Annotated in this window: 15 protein-coding genes and 1 riboswitch; of the genes, 7 read left to right on the top strand and 8 right to left on the bottom strand. The window is 35.2% G+C overall.

Annotated features, from left to right (window positions below):
- Positions 1 to 219: 219 nt before the first annotated feature.
- The 3 genes from KI356_RS19020 to metE all read left to right on the top strand — a co-directional run bounded on the left by KI356_RS19020 (position 220) and on the right by metE (position 5,241).
- Entirely contained in the window at positions 220 to 1,761 is a 1,542-nt protein-coding gene (locus tag KI356_RS19020) for an MDR family MFS transporter (protein ID WP_212936140.1), read from the top strand.
- Between the two features lie 91 nt (positions 1,762 to 1,852).
- A complete protein-coding gene (locus KI356_RS19015) occupies positions 1,853 to 2,410 on the top strand; it encodes a PadR family transcriptional regulator (protein WP_128281109.1) in 558 nt (185 codons plus the stop codon).
- A gap of 224 nt (positions 2,411 to 2,634) precedes the next feature.
- Positions 2,635 to 2,822, top strand: a riboswitch (cobalamin riboswitch).
- 130 nt (positions 2,823 to 2,952) lie between these two features.
- Positions 2,953 to 5,241, top strand: a complete 2,289-nt coding sequence (metE, locus tag KI356_RS19010) for a 5-methyltetrahydropteroyltriglutamate--homocysteine S-methyltransferase (protein WP_128281108.1) — start codon at positions 2,953 to 2,955, stop codon at positions 5,239 to 5,241.
- A 37-nt stretch (positions 5,242 to 5,278) separates the two neighbouring features.
- Here the strand turns inward: metE and KI356_RS19005 are convergent, their stop codons facing one another.
- Both KI356_RS19005 and nucA read right to left on the bottom strand, forming a co-directional pair.
- Complete coding sequence (locus tag KI356_RS19005; RefSeq protein ID WP_128281107.1) at positions 5,279 to 5,668, bottom strand: competence protein ComJ; 390 nt, start codon at positions 5,666 to 5,668, stop codon at positions 5,279 to 5,281.
- 39 nt (positions 5,669 to 5,707) lie between these two features.
- Positions 5,708 to 6,142 carry a DNA-entry nuclease gene (nucA, locus tag KI356_RS19000; protein ID WP_128281106.1) on the bottom strand — a complete coding sequence of 145 codons (435 nt, stop codon included), beginning with the start codon at positions 6,140 to 6,142 and terminating at the stop codon, positions 5,708 to 5,710.
- Between the two features lie 236 nt (positions 6,143 to 6,378).
- Here nucA and KI356_RS18995 point away from each other — a divergent pair, with 236 nt between their 5' ends.
- Positions 6,379 to 7,122 carry a DUF3967 domain-containing protein gene (locus KI356_RS18995; protein ID WP_128281105.1) on the top strand — a complete coding sequence of 248 codons (744 nt, stop codon included), beginning with the start codon at positions 6,379 to 6,381 and terminating at the stop codon, positions 7,120 to 7,122.
- A gap of 57 nt (positions 7,123 to 7,179) precedes the next feature.
- Here the strand turns inward: KI356_RS18995 and kinB are convergent, their stop codons facing one another.
- Complete coding sequence (gene kinB / locus KI356_RS18990; protein ID WP_212936139.1) at positions 7,180 to 8,454, bottom strand: sporulation sensor histidine kinase KinB; 1,275 nt, start codon at positions 8,452 to 8,454, stop codon at positions 7,180 to 7,182.
- Between the two features lie 309 nt (positions 8,455 to 8,763).
- Between kinB and KI356_RS18985 the strand changes: the two genes are divergently transcribed.
- Together KI356_RS18985 and KI356_RS18980 are read left to right on the top strand one after the other, a co-directional pair.
- The gene (locus tag KI356_RS18985) at positions 8,764 to 8,964 is read left to right on the top strand and encodes a protein YkzT (RefSeq protein WP_002122085.1); all 201 of its coding nucleotides are present in this window, start codon (positions 8,764 to 8,766) and stop codon (positions 8,962 to 8,964) included.
- A gap of 148 nt (positions 8,965 to 9,112) precedes the next feature.
- Positions 9,113 to 10,276 carry an aminotransferase A gene (locus KI356_RS18980; RefSeq protein ID WP_128281103.1) on the top strand — a complete coding sequence of 388 codons (1,164 nt, stop codon included), beginning with the start codon at positions 9,113 to 9,115 and terminating at the stop codon, positions 10,274 to 10,276.
- Between the two features lie 160 nt (positions 10,277 to 10,436).
- On the opposite strand, the gene malR is transcribed toward KI356_RS18980, so the two are convergent.
- The 4 genes from malR to KI356_RS18960 all read right to left on the bottom strand — a co-directional run bounded on the left by malR (position 10,437) and on the right by KI356_RS18960 (position 15,266).
- Positions 10,437 to 11,459 (bottom strand): maltose operon transcriptional repressor MalR, encoded by a 1,023-nt coding sequence (malR, locus tag KI356_RS18975; protein WP_002122089.1) that lies wholly within the window; start codon positions 11,457 to 11,459, stop codon positions 10,437 to 10,439.
- 326 nt (positions 11,460 to 11,785) lie between these two features.
- On the bottom strand, positions 11,786 to 12,628 hold the full coding sequence (malD, locus tag KI356_RS18970) for a maltosaccharide ABC transporter permease MalD (protein WP_001022600.1): 843 nt from the start codon (positions 12,626 to 12,628) through the stop codon (positions 11,786 to 11,788).
- Complete coding sequence (gene malC / locus KI356_RS18965) at positions 12,629 to 13,930, bottom strand: maltosaccharide ABC transporter permease MalC (RefSeq protein ID WP_212936138.1); 1,302 nt, start codon at positions 13,928 to 13,930, stop codon at positions 12,629 to 12,631.
- A gap of 76 nt (positions 13,931 to 14,006) precedes the next feature.
- Entirely contained in the window at positions 14,007 to 15,266 is a 1,260-nt protein-coding gene (locus KI356_RS18960) for an extracellular solute-binding protein (RefSeq protein WP_212936137.1), read from the bottom strand.
- A 324-nt stretch (positions 15,267 to 15,590) separates the two neighbouring features.
- Here KI356_RS18960 and KI356_RS18955 point away from each other — a divergent pair, with 324 nt between their 5' ends.
- Positions 15,591 to 17,351 (top strand): alpha-glycosidase, encoded by a 1,761-nt coding sequence (locus KI356_RS18955; protein WP_212936136.1) that lies wholly within the window; start codon positions 15,591 to 15,593, stop codon positions 17,349 to 17,351.
- Between the two features lie 39 nt (positions 17,352 to 17,390).
- On the opposite strand, the gene KI356_RS18950 is transcribed toward KI356_RS18955, so the two are convergent.
- On the bottom strand, positions 17,391 to 18,896 hold a 1,506-nt coding region (locus KI356_RS18950), incomplete at its 5' end, for a glycoside hydrolase family 13 protein (protein WP_212936135.1).

Below are 18,896 nucleotides of genomic sequence, written 5' to 3'. Positions count from 1 at the left end.
ATTAGCCTTCACCAATCGGGATAAAATACTTTGGCGTAAGAAAACATTTACCTTTTAGTCAAATTTGACTATAATATAGTCTATGATTTCCATTCTTTATATCATGCAGGATCAATTTTTATAAATAAAGAGAGAATGAAACAAACTATACACAAAGGTTTTTATTCACTACATCTAAAAACTTAAGTTAGTTTAGTTTTTATTAAAGGAGGGCTACTCTTGGAAGCACAACTATCAAAAAACGACTCAAGTAAAACAAAATTTGTTGTCGCCGGTTTACTACTTGGTATTCTAATGGCAGCAATGGATAACACAATCGTCGCAACTGCGATGGCAACGATTGTCGGAGACTTAGGAGGGTTCGACAAGTTCGTTTGGGTCACATCTGCCTACATGGTAGCAACAATGGCCGGAATGCCTATTTTCGGTAAGCTGTCTGATATGTACGGACGGAAACGCTTTTATATTGGCGGATTAATTCTCTTCTTATTTGGTTCTGCACTTTGCGGGACAGCATCAAGTATTGAACAACTAAGTATTTATAGAGCCATTCAAGGAATTGGTGGCGGCGCTCTTATGCCTATCGCATTTACAATTATGTATGATATATTCCCACCTGAAAAACGTGGAAAAATGACCGGACTATTTGGTGCTGTTTTCGGAACATCTAGTGTTTTCGGACCTTTATTAGGTGCTTACATTACAGATTATATAAGTTGGCACTGGGTCTTCTATATTAATATCCCATTAGGACTTATTTCCTTCTTCTTCATTACTAAATACTATAACGAGTCTCTAGAATATCGAAAACAAAAAATTGACTGGGCTGGTGCCATTACACTTGTCATTAGTATCATTTGCTTAATGTTTGCCCTAGAACTTGGCGGTAAGGAATATGCATGGGACTCTAATGTGATTATTGGTTTATTTTCAACTGTTATTATTATGCTTATTATTTTCTTCTTCATAGAAAGAAACGCAACCGAACCTATTATTTCTTTCCATTTATTTAAAAAACCTTTATTTGCAGCTAGCCAAGGTGTTGCCTTTTTCTATGGCGCAGCTTTTATCATCTGTACAGTTTATATTCCAATCTTCGTTCAAGGTGTTCTCGGTGGTTCAGCCTCAAATGCTGGATTAATTTTGACACCTATGATGGTAGGATCTGTAATCGGAAGTCAAACTGGTGGACAATTAGCTTCACGAACAAGTTATCGTAACATCATGATAGTATCTGGAGTTTTCTTCGTTCTTGGTATTTATTTACTAAGTACTTTAACAATGGAAACACCTCGCACACTCGTAACAATGTTTATGGTGCTTGCTGGACTCGGAGTTGGATTCTCCTTCTCAGTTTTAAGTATGGCATCTATTCACAAACTAGAAATGAGAGATCGCGGTTCTGCTACATCAACGAACTCATTCTTCCGTTCACTTGGAATGACCCTTGGCGTCACGATTTTCGGTGCGATTCAAAATCATGTTTTCACTGATAAATTAAAAGCAGTCTTCCCTCCTGAACTAGCAAAAATGGCTCCAAAAGGTGGAGACACAAGCTTTTTATTATCACCAAATGCTACTGAAAAGCTACCTCCTGAAGTACTGAGCGGAATTAAGGAGGCTCTTGCAACATCTATTGCTAATACATTTTTCTGGGCACTTATCCCAGCTACGCTAAGTATAATTTGTATTTTACTTATGGGAAATGAACGTCTTTTAACAGGACCGAAAACAAAGCAAAAACAAAAACAAGTAAGCTAATATAGAAAAACGAAACGGTATATCCCTTTATGAAAGAGGATATACCGTTTATAATATATATAAAGTTTCTATATACAGGAGTTGAGACAGCATGAGCATGAAGTTAGTCATTCTCGGCTTGTTACTCGAAGGAGATAAACATCCATATGAAGTTCAACATATAATGAAAGAAAGACAAATGGATTGTTATATTAAATATGCCAAGGGATCGCTATACTATGCCTTCGAGCAATTAGAAAAACAAGGTGCGATTAGCGTTACCAATATTGTTCGAGATACAAATAGACCCGATAAGACAATCTTCCATATAACTGAAGAAGGCAAAGAGCTTTTCCACACTTTATTATTAAAACAATTTGAAGCAAAAAATCAAATATATAAACCAATTTATTCAGCACTCTCTTTCGCTCACTTTAGTGACGAACAAGCATTAGTTCCTATTTTGGAAAAAAAGAGAGATGACACTGTTCAATACTTACATACAATGCAAACGATATACGATCATAACAAACGAAGAGTTCCTCGTGCCCAACTATATATTTTACAAAGCGTCATTGAGCATATTAATGTTGAATTACGTTGGCTAAACACACTCCTAAAAGATGCAACTGCAGGTCGTCTTTCAGAAATAGGTGTAGATAATGATTAAGTTTTTCTAAAAGAGGTGCCTCCTCTTTTAGAAAAACTTAACACTATAATTATTCCTCGCAACTCAAAACACCCTCATTTTAATAATAAATAACCGCTAAAGATTCTTAATTTTCCGAATGAAAAGAAATAAAAAAACTTTAGAATTTTCTTATTTTAAAACAGTGGACAAAATTCCGAAAATTGTGTTAGAATTTGTTTCAATATCATATCGCTTGTTAAATTCCTTTCAAAAGGAAAATAGGTACACGAATATTTCACTTCGTGTTTAAAAGGGAAGTTTGGTGAAACTCCAACACGGTCCCGCCACTGTAAATGCTGAGATTTCTTTTTTGTGCCACTGTGAAAACGGGAAGGTGAAAGAAATTATATGAAGCATAAGTCAGGAGACCTGCCTATTTTAACAACACTGATAGACTCACGGATGATGATGAGGTGTTAAGAACAAAAAGGAAGGCTTATTTTTCTATGCCTTTATGCTTTTTGTTATAGGTATTTCCGAGTAAACGGAAATGCTTACTTTCAATTAGGGAGGAATTTAAAATGGCAATTCAAACAAGTAACTTAGGTTATCCACGTATCGGACTACAACGAGAGTGGAAAAAAACATTGGAAGCTTTTTGGTCCAATAAAATTGATGAAGAACAATTTTTAACGACAATGAAAGAAATTCGCCTTCAACACGTCAAAGTACAGCAAGAAAAAGGAATTGAATTAATTCCAGTTGGCGATTTTACATATTATGACCACGTTCTGGATACGGCCTACATGTTAGGATTCATCCCGTCACGTTTTTCAGAGTTTACCTCTTACCTTGATGTATATTTTGCAATGGCACGTGGCTCTAAAGATCACGTTGCTTCTGAAATGACAAAATGGTTTAACACAAACTATCATTATATTGTTCCTGAATATGAAGAAGGATTACAAATCTCTTTAAAAGACAATCGTCCTCTTCGTTTATATGAAGAAGCGAAAAAAGAGTTAGGCGTTGATGGAAAACCAGTTATTTTAGGACCTTATACATTCCTAAAACTAGCAAAAGGTTATAACGAAGAGCAATTTGCCACTATTTTAAAAGAGCTAGTTGCACCTTATGTACAATTATTCTCTGAATTACACGCAGCTGGAGCACAAATTATTCAAGTTGACGAACCAATCTTTGCATCTTTAACAAAAGATGAAATGAATCAAGCGAAAGAACTTTACGAAGCTATTCATAAAGAGGTTCCGGATGCTAATCTTCTTCTACAAACATATTTTGATAGTGTAGAAGAGAACTATGAAGAAATCATTACATTCCCTGTTTCTGGTATTGGATTAGACTTTGTTCATGGCAAAGAAGGTAATGTAAATGCTATTTCAAAATATGGATTCCCAGCTGATAAAATTTTAGCTATCGGTTGTATAGATGGCCGTAACATTTGGAGAGCTGATCTTGATGATGTACTTTCTTTATTTACAACATTACAAAATCAAATCACAGCAAAAGGTTTAATTGTTCAACCTTCTTGTAGCTTATTGCATACTCCAATTGATAAAACGGAAGAAACGCACTTAGCAACTGAATTATTTGATGCACTTGCATTTGCTAATCAAAAATTAGAAGAACTAGTCCTTATCCATTCTGCTCTTACTAAAGGTGTAGAAAGCATCAGTAGCGATCTGACAACATATCGGAATGCACATCATGCAATCCGCTCATCAGCTGCACGTAATCGTGAAGATGTAAAAGTGGCACGTACATCACTTAAAGAAGATGATTTCTCACGTCCTCTTCCATTTGAAAAACGATATGAACTACAGCAAGTAGCTTTACAATTACCGTTGTTACCAACAACAACTATCGGTAGCTTCCCGCAAACATCTGAAGTTCGTCAAACACGTAAACAGTGGCGTAACGGCGATATTACAAATGAACAATATAATCAATTCATTGAACAAGAAACTGCTAAATGGATTCGTTACCAAGAAGATATTGGTCTTGATGTACTAGTACATGGTGAATTCGAAAGAACTGACATGGTGGAATATTTTGGAGAAAGACTTGCTGGTTTCTCCTTTACTAAAAACGGATGGGTACAATCATACGGTTCTCGCTGCGTAAAACCACCTGTTATTTATGGTGATGTTGCCTTTATAAGTGGAATGACTATTAAAGAAACTGTATATGCACAAAGCTTAACAGAGAAAGTAGTAAAAGGTATGCTAACTGGACCTGTCACTATTTTAAATTGGTCATTCGTTCGAAATGATATTTCAAGAAAAGAAGTTTCATATCAAATTGCATTAGCACTTCGTCATGAAATTGAATTGCTTGAATCTTCCGGAATTAGAGTAATCCAAGTCGATGAGCCTGCACTTCGTGAAGGTATGCCGTTAAAAGAAAAAGATTGGGATGCATACATTACATGGGCAGTTCAATCATTCCTTTTAGCAACATCTTCTGTAGAAAATGAAACACAAATTCATACTCATATGTGTTACAGTAACTTCGAAGATATTGTAGATGCAATTCGTGCGTTAGATGCAGATGTTATTTCTATCGAAACATCAAGAAGTCATGGAGAATTTATTCATACATTAAAACATACAACATATGAAAAAGGAATCGGTCTAGGTGTATATGATATTCATAGCCCACGTGTCCCAAGTAAAGATGAAATGTTTGCAATCGTAGAACAATCTTTACAAGTATGTGATCCTAAATACTTCTGGATTAATCCAGACTGTGGTTTAAAAACACGAAGAACTGAGGAAGTTATACCTGCTTTAGAGCACATGGTTCTGGCAGCAAAAGACGCTCGTTCCCTTTTAAAAACAAACGCATAACAAAAATGGGTTATCCTTCCTGAGGATAACCCATTTTTTATTCTTTACTTTCAAAAAAGAATTCGTATTGTATTTTATATAATTCATCATCCGTTGGCTCTTCAAGAGGAATTGCCTGTAATACAACTGTATACTCACCATTTGGAATAGGGATTTGAAATTTATTTGAAAGAATACTTGTTACAACGACACATTCATTTTCAACTGTAAAAGGAACCGTAACCGTTCTAATCACTTCTTCTTTCTCAATATGTTTCCCACAAGTCACTTTTACTTCACAAGTATAATCAGAGAGTGCTTCAAAAATAACAGTTCCATCCGCCTTAGCATAGCCTCTTTCAAAATCTTCAGGAGTCCAATCTACATAAGGCTGCTGACCATCATAATTCATTATCATTAATTGCGAATATGAAATTGTTAGTTCCATAACTATCCCTCTCCTCCACTATGAAATGTATGCTAGTTACTATTTCACTTCAAATTTCACACGCGTACCATCTGGGTATTTGTCTAGCTTATTCCCTACCCAAGAACCTGCACCGCGGTTATCTGCTGGACTTATATATTCAATATGAGCTCCTTTTCCGCCTTCCTTACACATCGCCATCGGCCATTCATCACGATCATAGCCTTTCTTCGTCGGATATGGCGCTAACGATAATTTCCTTCTATCCGCTGCACCATTACGATCAATTGTACACATTTCTGAATGCCCTTCTTTTATAGCATCCGTTATATGTTTCCCGGTCTCTGGATATCGTTCTTTAGGAAACTCTAGAATTTGATCATACGTAGTTGTTTTTTTAGTACTTGTCTCCTCTGGCACAAGTACTTCATATACCGCTACTAAAATAGAAAGGATTGCAATAATTGAAATGATAATACCTTTAAATTGCTTCATGTGTACCTCCGTGTTCCTACCAATTTCTTTTCCTCAGCTATTATAACAAACTTCTCCTGTATATGTTTTCAGACATTATTTTAGCGTAGCCCTGCTATTTCGCCAAAAACACTCATTTTTCCTCATCATTTCTCTAATGCTGTAGAAAACTAATAACCTTCCGACATTCTTTTTCAAAGGAAGTCCTCATAAAAGATTGAAATGATATATACGATACTTTTTGGGGAGGAAATCTCATGGAAGCTATTTATAAAACGAAAGATGTTACAAATAAAACAGGCATCCCAAAACATATAGTTCGAAAATATAGCCAACTATTAGAGGAACACGGTTATATCATTTCAAAAACAGCTGACGCTCGTATTTATAAACTGGATGATTTAAAACTATTGAAATCTATACATGAAAGAGCTGCTACATTACAAGAAGATATTTCAGAAACAATACCTATTATTTTAAAAGAAAAAGAAGCTCCACCTGTGCCTATTATTCAAGATAAACAAGAAGTGCAACCAAAAGAAGATGGGCGTAACTTTGAAGAATTCATGTTAAAACTTGAAATGCTCGCTCAATTAAATGAAGCAATTATTCACCAAAATTCTACCCTAATTACACAAAATCGTTTAAAAGATGAAAAGTTAGATGAATTGATGCAACAAGTTTATGTAAAAGAAGGTTCTCAAGAAAAAATGTTACACGAGTTAGTTGATCATGCCGCTCAAACAGATGCACTCCAAAAAGAAAAGATGGACTTATTAATGAATCATATGTATAAACGAGAATCCAAGCAAGAAGAGAAAATGAATAAACTTGTAAGTCAAATTTATAATAAAGACAGCACCCGCGATGCACAACTTATGCAAGTTATTCGCGAAATTCAAGAAACAAAAAGATTAGTCGCCGCCTCAAAAGAGCAAAGCTTCTTTCAATCTTTTAGAAGTTTATTTATTCGAACAAAGCAAGAAAAAACAAATGAGTAAAACTTTATATTTTTCTAATGCAATATAAAATAAAAAGTTACCTTCTGCCGGTAACTTTTATTCCCTATTCCTTACAGCTGGCAATATAATAATCGCTTCAGTTCCCTTTCCACTTTCACTTTTATATTCCAGTGTACCATTATGTGCTTGTAAAATACTAAATGTTACCATAAGACCTAACCCTGTTCCTTTTTCTTTTAAAGAATAATATGGTTGCCCAAGCCTTGTTAACTGTTCTTTTGTCATTCCAACACCACTATCTTTAACTTTTATTACGATTATTTCATCTTTTTGAACAGCTGTTACTTTTAAATATCCTTTGTTTCCTTGAATTGCTTCAATACCGTTTTTAACAACATTCATAATAGCTTGCTTCAACTTCGTCTTATCACCGATTGTATAAAGACTCTCGGAAATCTCAACTTGCAAATATACACCTTGCATCGCTGCAAATGATGACATAAGAGTTGTCATTTCAATCAATTGCGCTGATAAACAAATATGTTCTTTTTTTTCAATTTGAGGCCGTGCTAAATTCAAATAATCTGAAATAATTTGTTCAGCACGATCTAATTCAGCTAATACGAGACGCATATAATCTTTATTTTTCACGTCTTCCGTACTCTCTAGTAATTGAATAAACCCCCGTACAACAGTGAGAGGATTTCGAACTTCATGCGCTACACTTGCAGCTAACTCACTTACAATATTAAGTTTTTCTGATTTTTGCATTTCTGTACGTAGTATCGCATTTTCATTTAAATACTCCGTCAAATATACTTGAAATACCATTGTCATAACCATAATAAGCGAAGCAAATATATACCCACTATATAGATAAGATATATATGGTGTAAAACCTGTCTCCAAGAGGGCATTAAACATGGCAAATACTAATGAAACAAGAACATAAAATGATGAAATCATAAAAGCTAATATTAGCTTTTTATCTCTTAAAAAAAGAGACCATTTCTTTGACAAGAACAATGGAATTATCGAAAGAAATATTACTTCCACTATAGGAAGCCAACTGATTCCCTTTAAAAACCATTCATATGTAACGAAAATAATGGCAGGGATGAGCCCAACAATCCCACCATATAAAAAACCACTGACAATCGGGATTGGATGGAAATTGTATCCGCAAACGGTACCAAAACAAATAGAGTATGTCATGGAGAGAACAAGTGTAACGCTAGATAAAAACATAATAAAGTAGCGATTAGGCTTCGGAAGCATTTCTTGATAACGATTTAAACGAATCGCTTCATATAAAAATAGCGGCAAAATAATGATGGCAATTTGGATCATTAAATCACGGATAAGCTCCATAGCCTCTCATCCCCTATATGTATTTTGATATGATTATATCATTTTATAGGTGTATTTGTTTCAAAATTTTGATTTTTCTTAACATTTTTGTTAATTATTTGTTAACAACTCATAATAAATGTTACAGATTTCCGAAATGATTGTAAACCCTGTACCAAATTTCCTTCGCGCAGTATACAATGAATACGGATTACAAAGAAAATAAAAAACACTTCATCAGACGGACAACTATCGCAAACTACAGCATATAATCCATACTATCTATGTTTACAAATAAGTGATCATTACTTTAGTAGGAGGAAGATAAATATGGCGGGTACTACGCTTGTTTTAAAAGAAGAGAATTTGGTTGTGCTAGAAAACGTTGAAAAATCAGTATACGAAGAATTGCAACATAAGACGGGGAAAGAAAACTGTACATGTGCTGTAAATGAATCCGTTGTCCATCTTGGCAAAGTATCTTCAGTACTTTGGAACGAAGATGAAATAGATTGGGAATATGGTTATTAAAAAGTCGCTTTCAGCGGCTTTTTTTGTGCACTATACACAACCTTTCTTCTTAAATAAAGCGAAACTTAAATCAGTATGATTTCCCTGCGTAATACTGAAAAATATGATAAAATGAACTTAATTTTCAAACGGAAGAAAGGGAGATACAATGGAACAATTCATTAACCCTAGAGTGAAGGATATCCAAATTTCTGGAATCCGTCAATTCTCTAACATGATTCAAAATTATGATAATCTCATCTCTTTAACAATTGGGCAACCCGATTTCCCTACACCTTCTCTAGTAAAAGAAGCTGCTAAACGGGCCATTACAGAAAATTATACAAGCTATACACATAACGCTGGTTTACTAAAATTACGCGAGGCGGCTTGTAACTTTGTAAAAGATAATTACGATTTACACTATTCACCTGAAAACGAAACCATCGTTACAATCGGTGCTAGTGAAGCGATTGATGTTGCATTCCGAACAATTTTAGAGCCCGGAACGGAAGTGATTTTACCTGCGCCTATTTATCCAGGTTATGAGCCTATTATTCGACAATGCGGTGCAACACCTATCTTTATAGATGTTCGTGAAACTGGATTTCGTTTAACAGCTGAAGCTCTGCAAAATGCAATTTCAGAACGAACAAGATGCGTCGTTTTACCGTATCCATCTAATCCGACTGGCGTTACATTGCCAAAAGAAGAATTAGAAACGATTGTATCTGTTTTAAAAGATAAAAATATTTTCGTTCTTTCTGACGAAATATATAGCGAGCTAGTATATGAAGGACAACATACATCTATCGCTCAATTCCCAGAAATGCGTGACAAAACGATTGTCATTAATGGCTTAGCCAAATCACATTCTATGACAGGGTGGCGAATCGGCTTTTTATTTGCTCCGGATTATTTAGCAAAGCATATTTTAAAAGTTCATCAATATAATGTGACATGTGCGAATTCAATCGCACAACATGCTGCAATTGAAGCGTTAACAGCTGCTAAAGATGCACCGAAGATGATGCGCTATCAATACAAAAAACGCCGTGATTATGTATATAATAGACTCATTCAAATGGGCTTAACCGTTGAGAAGCCAACAGGTGCGTTTTACTTATTCCCATATGTCGGAAACTTAACCTCTTCATCATTTGATTTTGCACTTGATCTTGTAAAAGAAGCTGGGCTGGCCGTGGTTCCTGGAACGGCATTTTCCGAATACGGTGAAGGCTACCTTCGCCTTTCCTATGCTTACAGTATCGAAACTTTAAAAGAAGGCTGTGACCGTTTAGAAGCCTTTTTAAAGCAAAAAGCTAAGAGTTAAACTCTTAGCTTTTTTATCCCGCTATTTGTGGGCAGTAAAACTCCCACCTCAAAATTCGGCTGGAGCAAAGAAGTTAGGTGGGAGTCGGGCTGCCCGTAAACGCCCGATTAGTGAAGGCTAATAATCAGTGGGGAACCCCCCCACTGATTAAAGTTTCACTTTATGCGTAATGATCACAAGTTTGACGCTTCAATAATTTATGCGGAATAATAATGCATTTTGAAGTAGATTCAGAATGCTCTACCTTATCGACTAATGCTTTTGCTGCTTCATACCCTAATTGATAAATATTCACATCAACTGTCGAAAGTGGTGGACTAGCTATTTCTGATAATAAGGCATTGTTAAAGCTTACAATAGAAACATCCTTCGGTACAACGAACCCTTTTTTAGAAAGAGCACTTAACACACCAAGTCCAATTAAATCGTCCGTTGCCATAATTGCCGTCGGCGGTTGCTTCAGTCCCATTAATTCCTCAACGGCTTGTTGACCACTTTCCCTTGAAAAATCAAAATGTAAAATATACTCTTTTGGTAATACAATATCTGCCAATTTTAAAGCATCACTCATACCAGCTAAACGCTCTCTCGTTACAAGTAAATCTGAGCCCCCGCCAATGAACGCGATTTGTTTATGGCCTAATGAAATCAAATATTCCGCTACTTCTCTTGCTGCTGTATAATTGTCATTATCTACATATGTAATTTCATCTTTTCGATCATATGGTTTTCCAATCAATACAAACGGGAATTTTTGATTATGCAAATACTGAATAATCCGGTCATTTTCTCTTGAATATAAAAGAATAATTCCACCAATTTGACGCCCTTGTACCATCTTTACAACACCATTAAAAATTTCTTCTTCCGTTTCACCTGTCGACATATAAAGCGCATACCCTTCCATATGTGCAAATGAACTAATCCCTCTTATAACTTCTGGGAAAAATGGATTTTGAAAAGCTTTACTTGCCGAACTCGGCATAACAAGACCAAGCGTTTTCGTCGTTTGGTTCGCAAGATTTCTTGCATTTAAATTTGGATGATATCCTAGTTCACTCATTACTTTCCGGACACGGCGCTTTGTTTTTTCACTTATACTTGGATTATCAGCAATTACACGAGAAACGGTAGATGGTGCTACATTCGCCTTCTTCGCTACATCTTTAATTGTAACTGTCATAAAAATCCCCTCCTCTCACTTCTCTGCCATTCTCCATATATTTTTATCCCGCTATTTGCCGGGCAGTAAGACCCCCGTTTCACTTTATCTTGCACCCGTTGCAAGTAATAGGAGAAGTCATAAACTTTCATTTATTTATTCTATCTTTCAAAACTTATCATATTCTCCCTCTTCATGTATTGTAAGGGATATAGCTCTTTTTTCCTATACTATAATATACTATTTATTGCACTTCTTTTCACATGTGATGTCAAATCTCTTTTCATCTCCCTATAAAGCTTTTTATAGGGAGATGAAAAGAAAAATGGGACGCAGTGTCCCATTTTTCATCCTTTCGTACCTCCAGCTGTTAAACCGGAAACAAAATATTTTTGCAGCGATAAGAATAAAATAGAAATCGGAATTGCAATTAATACTGAGCCAGCTGCAAATGTCGTAAATTCATTACCAAATTTTTTCGCTACCATTTCATATAGTCCAACTGCTAAAGTATAATTTTCCGGTGTGCGCAAAATAATACTCGCTAAAATGAAATCTGTAAATGGACCGATGAAAGTGAATAAAGCTACAACCGCTACGATTGGTTTTGCAAGCGGCATAATGATTTGCCAGAAAATACGGAAATGCCCTGCTCCATCCATTCGAGCTGATTCATCCAACTCTTTCGGAATCGTATCAAAATACCCTTTCATAAGCCATGTATTCATCGGAATTGCTCCGCCCACATAAATTAAAATTAATGCAAGATGTGTATCAAGTAATCCTGTTAACTGAGCTAATATATATAGTGCGATTAACGCTGCAAAGTTCGGAATCATTTGCAGAATTAAAAATGTTAATAAACCATTCTTTCTTCCAACAAAACGATATCTCGAAAATGCATAAGCAGTAAAGCTAATGGCTAGCACAGAGAAAATCATCGTCATTACGCTAACTTTTAAAGTATTTTTATACCAAAGTAAGTAGTTACTTGAATCGAGATCAAGTAGCTTGCGATAATGATCTAACGTGGCATTTTTCGGAATAATACTTGACCCAGATAAACTATCCCCTGGATTAAACGATGAGCCAATTATCCATAATAATGGATAGAAAATAATCGCACACATTATGAAGATAACTAAATAACTTAATGAAAGACGTAACATCTTTTGTCGTTTAATATTCATTTACATCATATCCTCTTCTTGGAATGATTTTGTTCTCTTAAATTGCCATAATGCAACTGTAATAACGATTAACGATAAAATCATTGTAAGAGCTGCTGCTTTTCCGTACTGAGCCGAAGTCATCGTTAACTTATAAATCCATGAAATTAAAATATCCGTTCCACCCGCATTTTGTCCAGACACAGCAGGTCCCCCGCTATTAAATAGATAAATAATACTAAAATTATTAAAGTTAAACGTATATTGCGTAATTAATATTGGCGCTGTTGCATATAAAACAAGTGGCAATGTAATTTTGCGGAACTGTTGCCAAGCTGTTGCTCCATCTACTGTAGCCGCTTCATATAATTCTCCTGGAATCGATTGCAATATACCTGTTGTCATTGCAAAGACGAACGGGAAACCGAGCCACGTTTGAATCATAATTAAAGCCATCTTCGCCCAAAACGGATCTGTCATCCAAGCAATCTTTTCAATCCCGAATAAAGCTAATACTTGGTTATTAATTGCTCCAAATGTTTCATTAAACATACCAGCAAATACAAGAATAGATACGAATGCTGGAACAGCCCACGGTAAAATAAAGATTGTTCGAATAATTGCCTTCCCTTTAATACCAGGCTGATTTACGATAATCGCTAAAAAAATACCAAGTGCAACTTGTAACGTTGTTGCAACAAACGTCCAAATGACAGTCCAAGAAAATACACTTAAAAATGTATCTCTCCACATTGGTAATGTGAAAATATCAATAAAGTTTTTAAAGCCCACCCAATCTACTAATTTAGCCGGAGGAGAGTGATATAAGTCATAGTTCGTAAATCCAATTAAGATTACAAAAATGATTGGAAATACAACTACAAAGATTAGTAATAGAAATCCTGGTGAAACCATTAAATATGGAAAACCTTGATCTAATAAGTTACGGTATTGCTCTTTTACTGAGTTTAATGGTGTTCCTATATCACGTTTCTTCCCATTTTGGTATGCATCATATAAGTTAAATCCATATATTCCGAGTCCAAACACTACGACGATTAGTGCCAAAATCCCTTCTACTAATAGAAAGACCGAATGGTCACGTGGAACTTCTGTACCAAGCGTTACAATTCCCCATAATCCTATATTTAACAAATCAGCAAATGCTACAATAAATGAACCTGTTAATACTAGAAAAATAAGACCTTTTACAAATTGTTTATTATATAGTTGACCAATACCTGGAATGATTGATAACATGGTCGCCATTTTCCTATGCTTTGAACCGTTTAACTCTTTCTCTGGTTCCATAGATGTTTGCATGTTCCTTCCCCCTTTTTTCTTCCTACTTGGAAGGGAGAGAATTCGTGCCTCTTATATTAGAAGCACGAATTTCACCTTATTTTTTCTTACTATGATTTTCCTCAATATTACCTTTAATTTGTTTCACTGCATTATCAAGTGCGGATTTTGGTGCTTCTTTATCTGATACAACTAATTGAAGCGCATCCCCAGCTGGTTTCCAAACTTCCTGCATTTCTGGAATATTCGGCATTGGAATTCCATTTTCCGATTGCGTTGCAACTGCTTTTGCAGCTTCGTTATCTTTAATGATTGGATCTTCCATTACTGATTTTACTGGCGGAATTTCTTTCGTTTTCTCAAATCGAATTTTCGCATTTTCTTCATTTGTAACCCACTCAGTGAATTTTGTAGCTAAATCATTTTGTTTAGAGAAGCTTGTTACATGCCATCCTTTTACACCAACGAACGTTTTCATCGGTTGACCATTTGGTAATTTTGGCATTGGAGCAACACCATAATCAATTCCAGCCTTTTCCATCGCTTGGAATGCCCATGGACCATTCATAATAGATGCTGCTTTTCCTTCATTAAATAATCCATCTGCAGCTGAACCACCAGATTCACCGATAATACCTTTCGGGAATAACTTTTCTTTGTACCATTTTTGAATATACTCAGCACCTTGTACTGCACCGCTATTATTTAATCCGATATCATTTGCATTTGGTTTTCCGTCTTTCTCACCAAATACATAGCCGCCCATACCTGCCATAAATGCATTAGCGAAGTAGAAGTTATCTCCTAGTGCTAAAAATCCGTACTTGCCATCCTTCGTAAAGTCTTTTGAGAAGTTAAACAGCTCATCCATCGTTTCAGGTGCTTTTTGCATCAATTTTTTATTATAAATAAAGATTGGTGTTTCAATTGCTTTTGGTAAACCGTATAATTTTCCGTTATACGTTTGTGCTTCTATTGATAAATCTGTAAATTTACTTTTTACTGTATCATCCACTTTCACTTCTGAAAGTAGCCCTTCTGTTACCGCATTACCAATATGATCATGTGGCAATGTTACAACATCTGGCCCTGTGCCAGCTGGACCGTCGAGACGAAGTTTTTCTATTTGTTTCGTCATCTGAACCTCTTCAACTTTTACTTTTACATTATATTTCTTTTCAAAACTTTTCACTGCCGGCTCTAGACCCACACCTTTTTTCTCATCTTCCCAAACGAGAAGATCATAATCTTTCTTCTCTTTACTTACTTCCTTTTTCCCTGAATCTTTCGGTCCACATGCAGATAACATACCGATTGACAATGCTGAAATCGTTAATAGTGATAATGCTTTCTTCATCCCAAAAACCTCCCTAAATTGTCTATGTACCTCTTTAATTGAAAACGTTTGCATTTAATAGTTTAATAGAAGCGCAAACAATATCTAAATCTATGAAAACGTTTGCGCTATTTGTCTATCATTATACATCCTTTTATTCATTTTGCAAATATTAATTTTCAAAATAATCTTATCATACTCTTTATTCATTGACTTTACATAACTTTAATACTACTCTTATAAGCAATATTAAAGTTATGTGGAAGGCAATCGTTTGCAACATAATCTTTATTATTTCGTTTAAGGGGACTATATGTATAGAGATATTAAAGGGGGATTTTCTATATGCTTAAAGAAGCGATCTATCATAGGCCAAAAGATAGTTATGCATACGCTTACGACGAAAAAACAATTCACATCCGTATACACACCAAAAGAAATGATGTTCACAGCGTCGCTCTCATCTACGGTGATCCATACGAATGGCAAGATGGGAAATGGATTACAGCGAGTACACCGATGAAAAAAACCGGATCTACTGAGTTATTTGATTATTGGTCGGTTTCAATCAAACCAAAATTTAAACGCTTACGTTATGGATTCGAATTAAAAAACGACGTAGAAACTCTTATTTATACAGAACGAGGATTTTTTTCTAATATTCCAAATGACGATGTCGGTAACTTTTTCTGCTTTCCATTCATTCATGCAAAAGACGTTTTCAGAGCACCTTCCTGGATTAAAGACACAGTATGGTATCAAATTTTCCCGGAACGATTCGCTAACGGGGATAGCACATTAAATCCAGCGGACACCCTTCCTTGGGGAAGCGCTGAGCCAACTCCAACTAATTTTTTCGGAGGTGATTTTGCTGGTATTCTTCAAAATCTTGATTACCTTGTGAAGCTTGGAATCTCTGGCATTTATTTCACTCCTATTTTCAAAGCTCATTCGAATCATAAATATGACACAATTGATTACATGGAAATCGATCCACAATTCGGGACAAAAGAAACTTTCAAAGAACTCGTTCAGGCGTGTCATAAACGTGGTATAAAAGTAATGCTCGACGCTGTTTTTAATCATAGCGGATACTTCTTTGATAAATTTCAAGACGTGCTGGACCAAGGTGAGAATTCTGCCTATAAAGATTGGTTCCATATTCATGAATTTCCAATTATAACCGAGCCACTTCCTAACTATGATACTTTCGCATTTACACCATATATGCCTAAATTAAATACGGCACATCCAGATGTAAAAGAATATTTACTTGAAGTAGGTCGTTATTGGGTAAGAGAATTCCATATAGATGGTTGGCGCCTTGATGTAGCAAATGAAGTCGATCACAGCTTTTGGAGAGAATTCCGAAGTGAAATAAAAGCATTAAATCCTGAAGTATATATTTTAGGCGAAATTTGGCACGATGCACTCCCATGGCTACAAGGTGACCAATTTGATGCTGTAATGAGCTATCCTGTTACAAACGCTCTACTTTCTTACTTTGCTAACGAGTCCATTAATGCAAGTGAATTTATGAAACAAATTACCGATTCTCTACATTCCTACTCTATGAATGTAAATGAAGCGGCATTTCATTTATTAGACAGTCATGACACACCTAGAATTTTAGCAACATGTAACGGGGATAAAAATAAGTTACAGTTACTCTATGTATTTCACCTTTCTTTCATCGGTTCTCCTTGTATTTATTACGGCGATGAAATCGGTATGGATGGTGGAATGGACCCTGGCTGTCGCAAATGCATGATATGGGATGAAAAAGAACAAGATACTCTTTTATTTACACATATACAAACATTAATTTCATTACGGAAACAGTATAAAGCATTTGGAGGACATGGTACTTTCCAATTCATTGAGGCAAATGATGAGCATAATTATATTTCTTATAAGAAAACATATGAAGATGAAACTATCTTTTTCGTTTTAAATCCTACTAACAGTGAAGTTACAACTTCACTCCCACTTCATATTACTGGGAAGAAAATAATTAATATCTATACAAACGAAGAATTTTCAGCGGAAGCAAGTGTATTACAAGTTACACTTCCACCGCACGGATTCTCAATATTAAAATGGTAATAGAAAAAGCCTTACGCCAGGGTGGCATAAGGCTTCTTCTTATTTTAATTTAAATACCATTGCTTCATACGGACGTAATGTAATGTTATCTATCGATCCGACTTCCACGTTATAATTGTGTATTAATAACTCTAAGTCACTGTAACTAATATCCTCAGGTAATTCAAATACACATTTATCCGCAGTAAAGTTTGCAATAATAAGAAGTTTTTCTTCCCCATATGTTCTTACGTAAGCAAAAATAGACGGATTGTTTTCTAGAATTAAATCATACGATCCATACACAACAATCTCATTATTTTTACGTAGCTCAATTAATTTTTTATAGTAATAAAAAATGGAGTTTTCATCTTGAATTGCACGTTCCACATTAATCTCTTTGTAATTAGGGTTTACCGCAATCCATGGCTCACCTGCTGTAAATCCCGCATGCTCTCTATCATCCCACTGCATCGGAGTTCTAGCATTATCTCGGCCTTTTATATAAATAGATTCCATTACTTTTTCTTTATTTTCACCACGGTCTACTACTTTTTCATTGTACATATTTAAAGTTTCAATATCTCGATATTCATCAATTGATTCGAATCGGACGTTAGTCATTCCGATTTCTTCCCCTTGATAAATATACGGTGTTCCCTTCATCATATGCAGAACTGTTGCTAACATTTTTGCAGATTCAGTACGATACATTCCATCATTACCGAAACGAGATACAACGCGAGGCTGATCATGGTTATTCCAATACAGACTATTCCATCCTGTATGTTCTAATGCTTTTTGCCACTTTGTTAAATTCTCTTTTAAAGTAAGAAGTGAACATGGTTTTACATCCCATTTCCCACCTTCTCCTGAATCTAAATCCATATGTTCAAATTGGAATACCATTTGTAATTCTTTTCTAGCTTCTCCCGTATACATTTTAGCCTCTTCTGTTGTTACACCAGGCATCTCACCAACCGTCATAATATCATAATGAGATAATACTTCTTCATTCATTTCATGTAAGTATTTATGAATGTTTGGGCCATTCATAAAATGTTTATGCCCTGAAACATATCCCTCTTCAGCCGTTTCAACAGTTGGTAAACCTTCTTCTTTAGAAATAAAATTGATTACATCCATACGGAATCCATCAATTCCTTTTTCTAACCAAAACTTCATCATTTCATAAACATCATTTCTTACCTTTTCATTATCCCAGTTTAAATCTGGCTGTTTTTTAGAAAACAGATGTAAATAATATTCATCTGTCATTTCATCATATTGCCATGCAGATCCACTAAAAGCTGCTCCCCAGTTATTCGGCTCTTTCCCTTCTTTTCCAGGACGCCATATATAGTAATCTCTATATTTATTATCTTTTGATTTACGTGATTCAATAAACCAATTATGTTCATCAGAAGTATGATTAACAACTAAGTCCATCATAAGTTTCATATTACGTTCATGCATTTCATGTAATAGCTCATCCCAATCTTCCATCGTTCCGAACTCATTCATAATTTTACAATAATCACTTATATCATAACCATTATCATCATT

This window comes from Bacillus hominis (assembly GCF_018332515.1).
Taxonomy (GTDB): Bacteria; Bacillota; Bacilli; order Bacillales; family Bacillaceae_G; genus Bacillus_A; species Bacillus_A hominis.
Note: the sequence above shows the minus strand (reverse complement) of the source record. Positions and strands in the feature narration are given on the sequence as shown.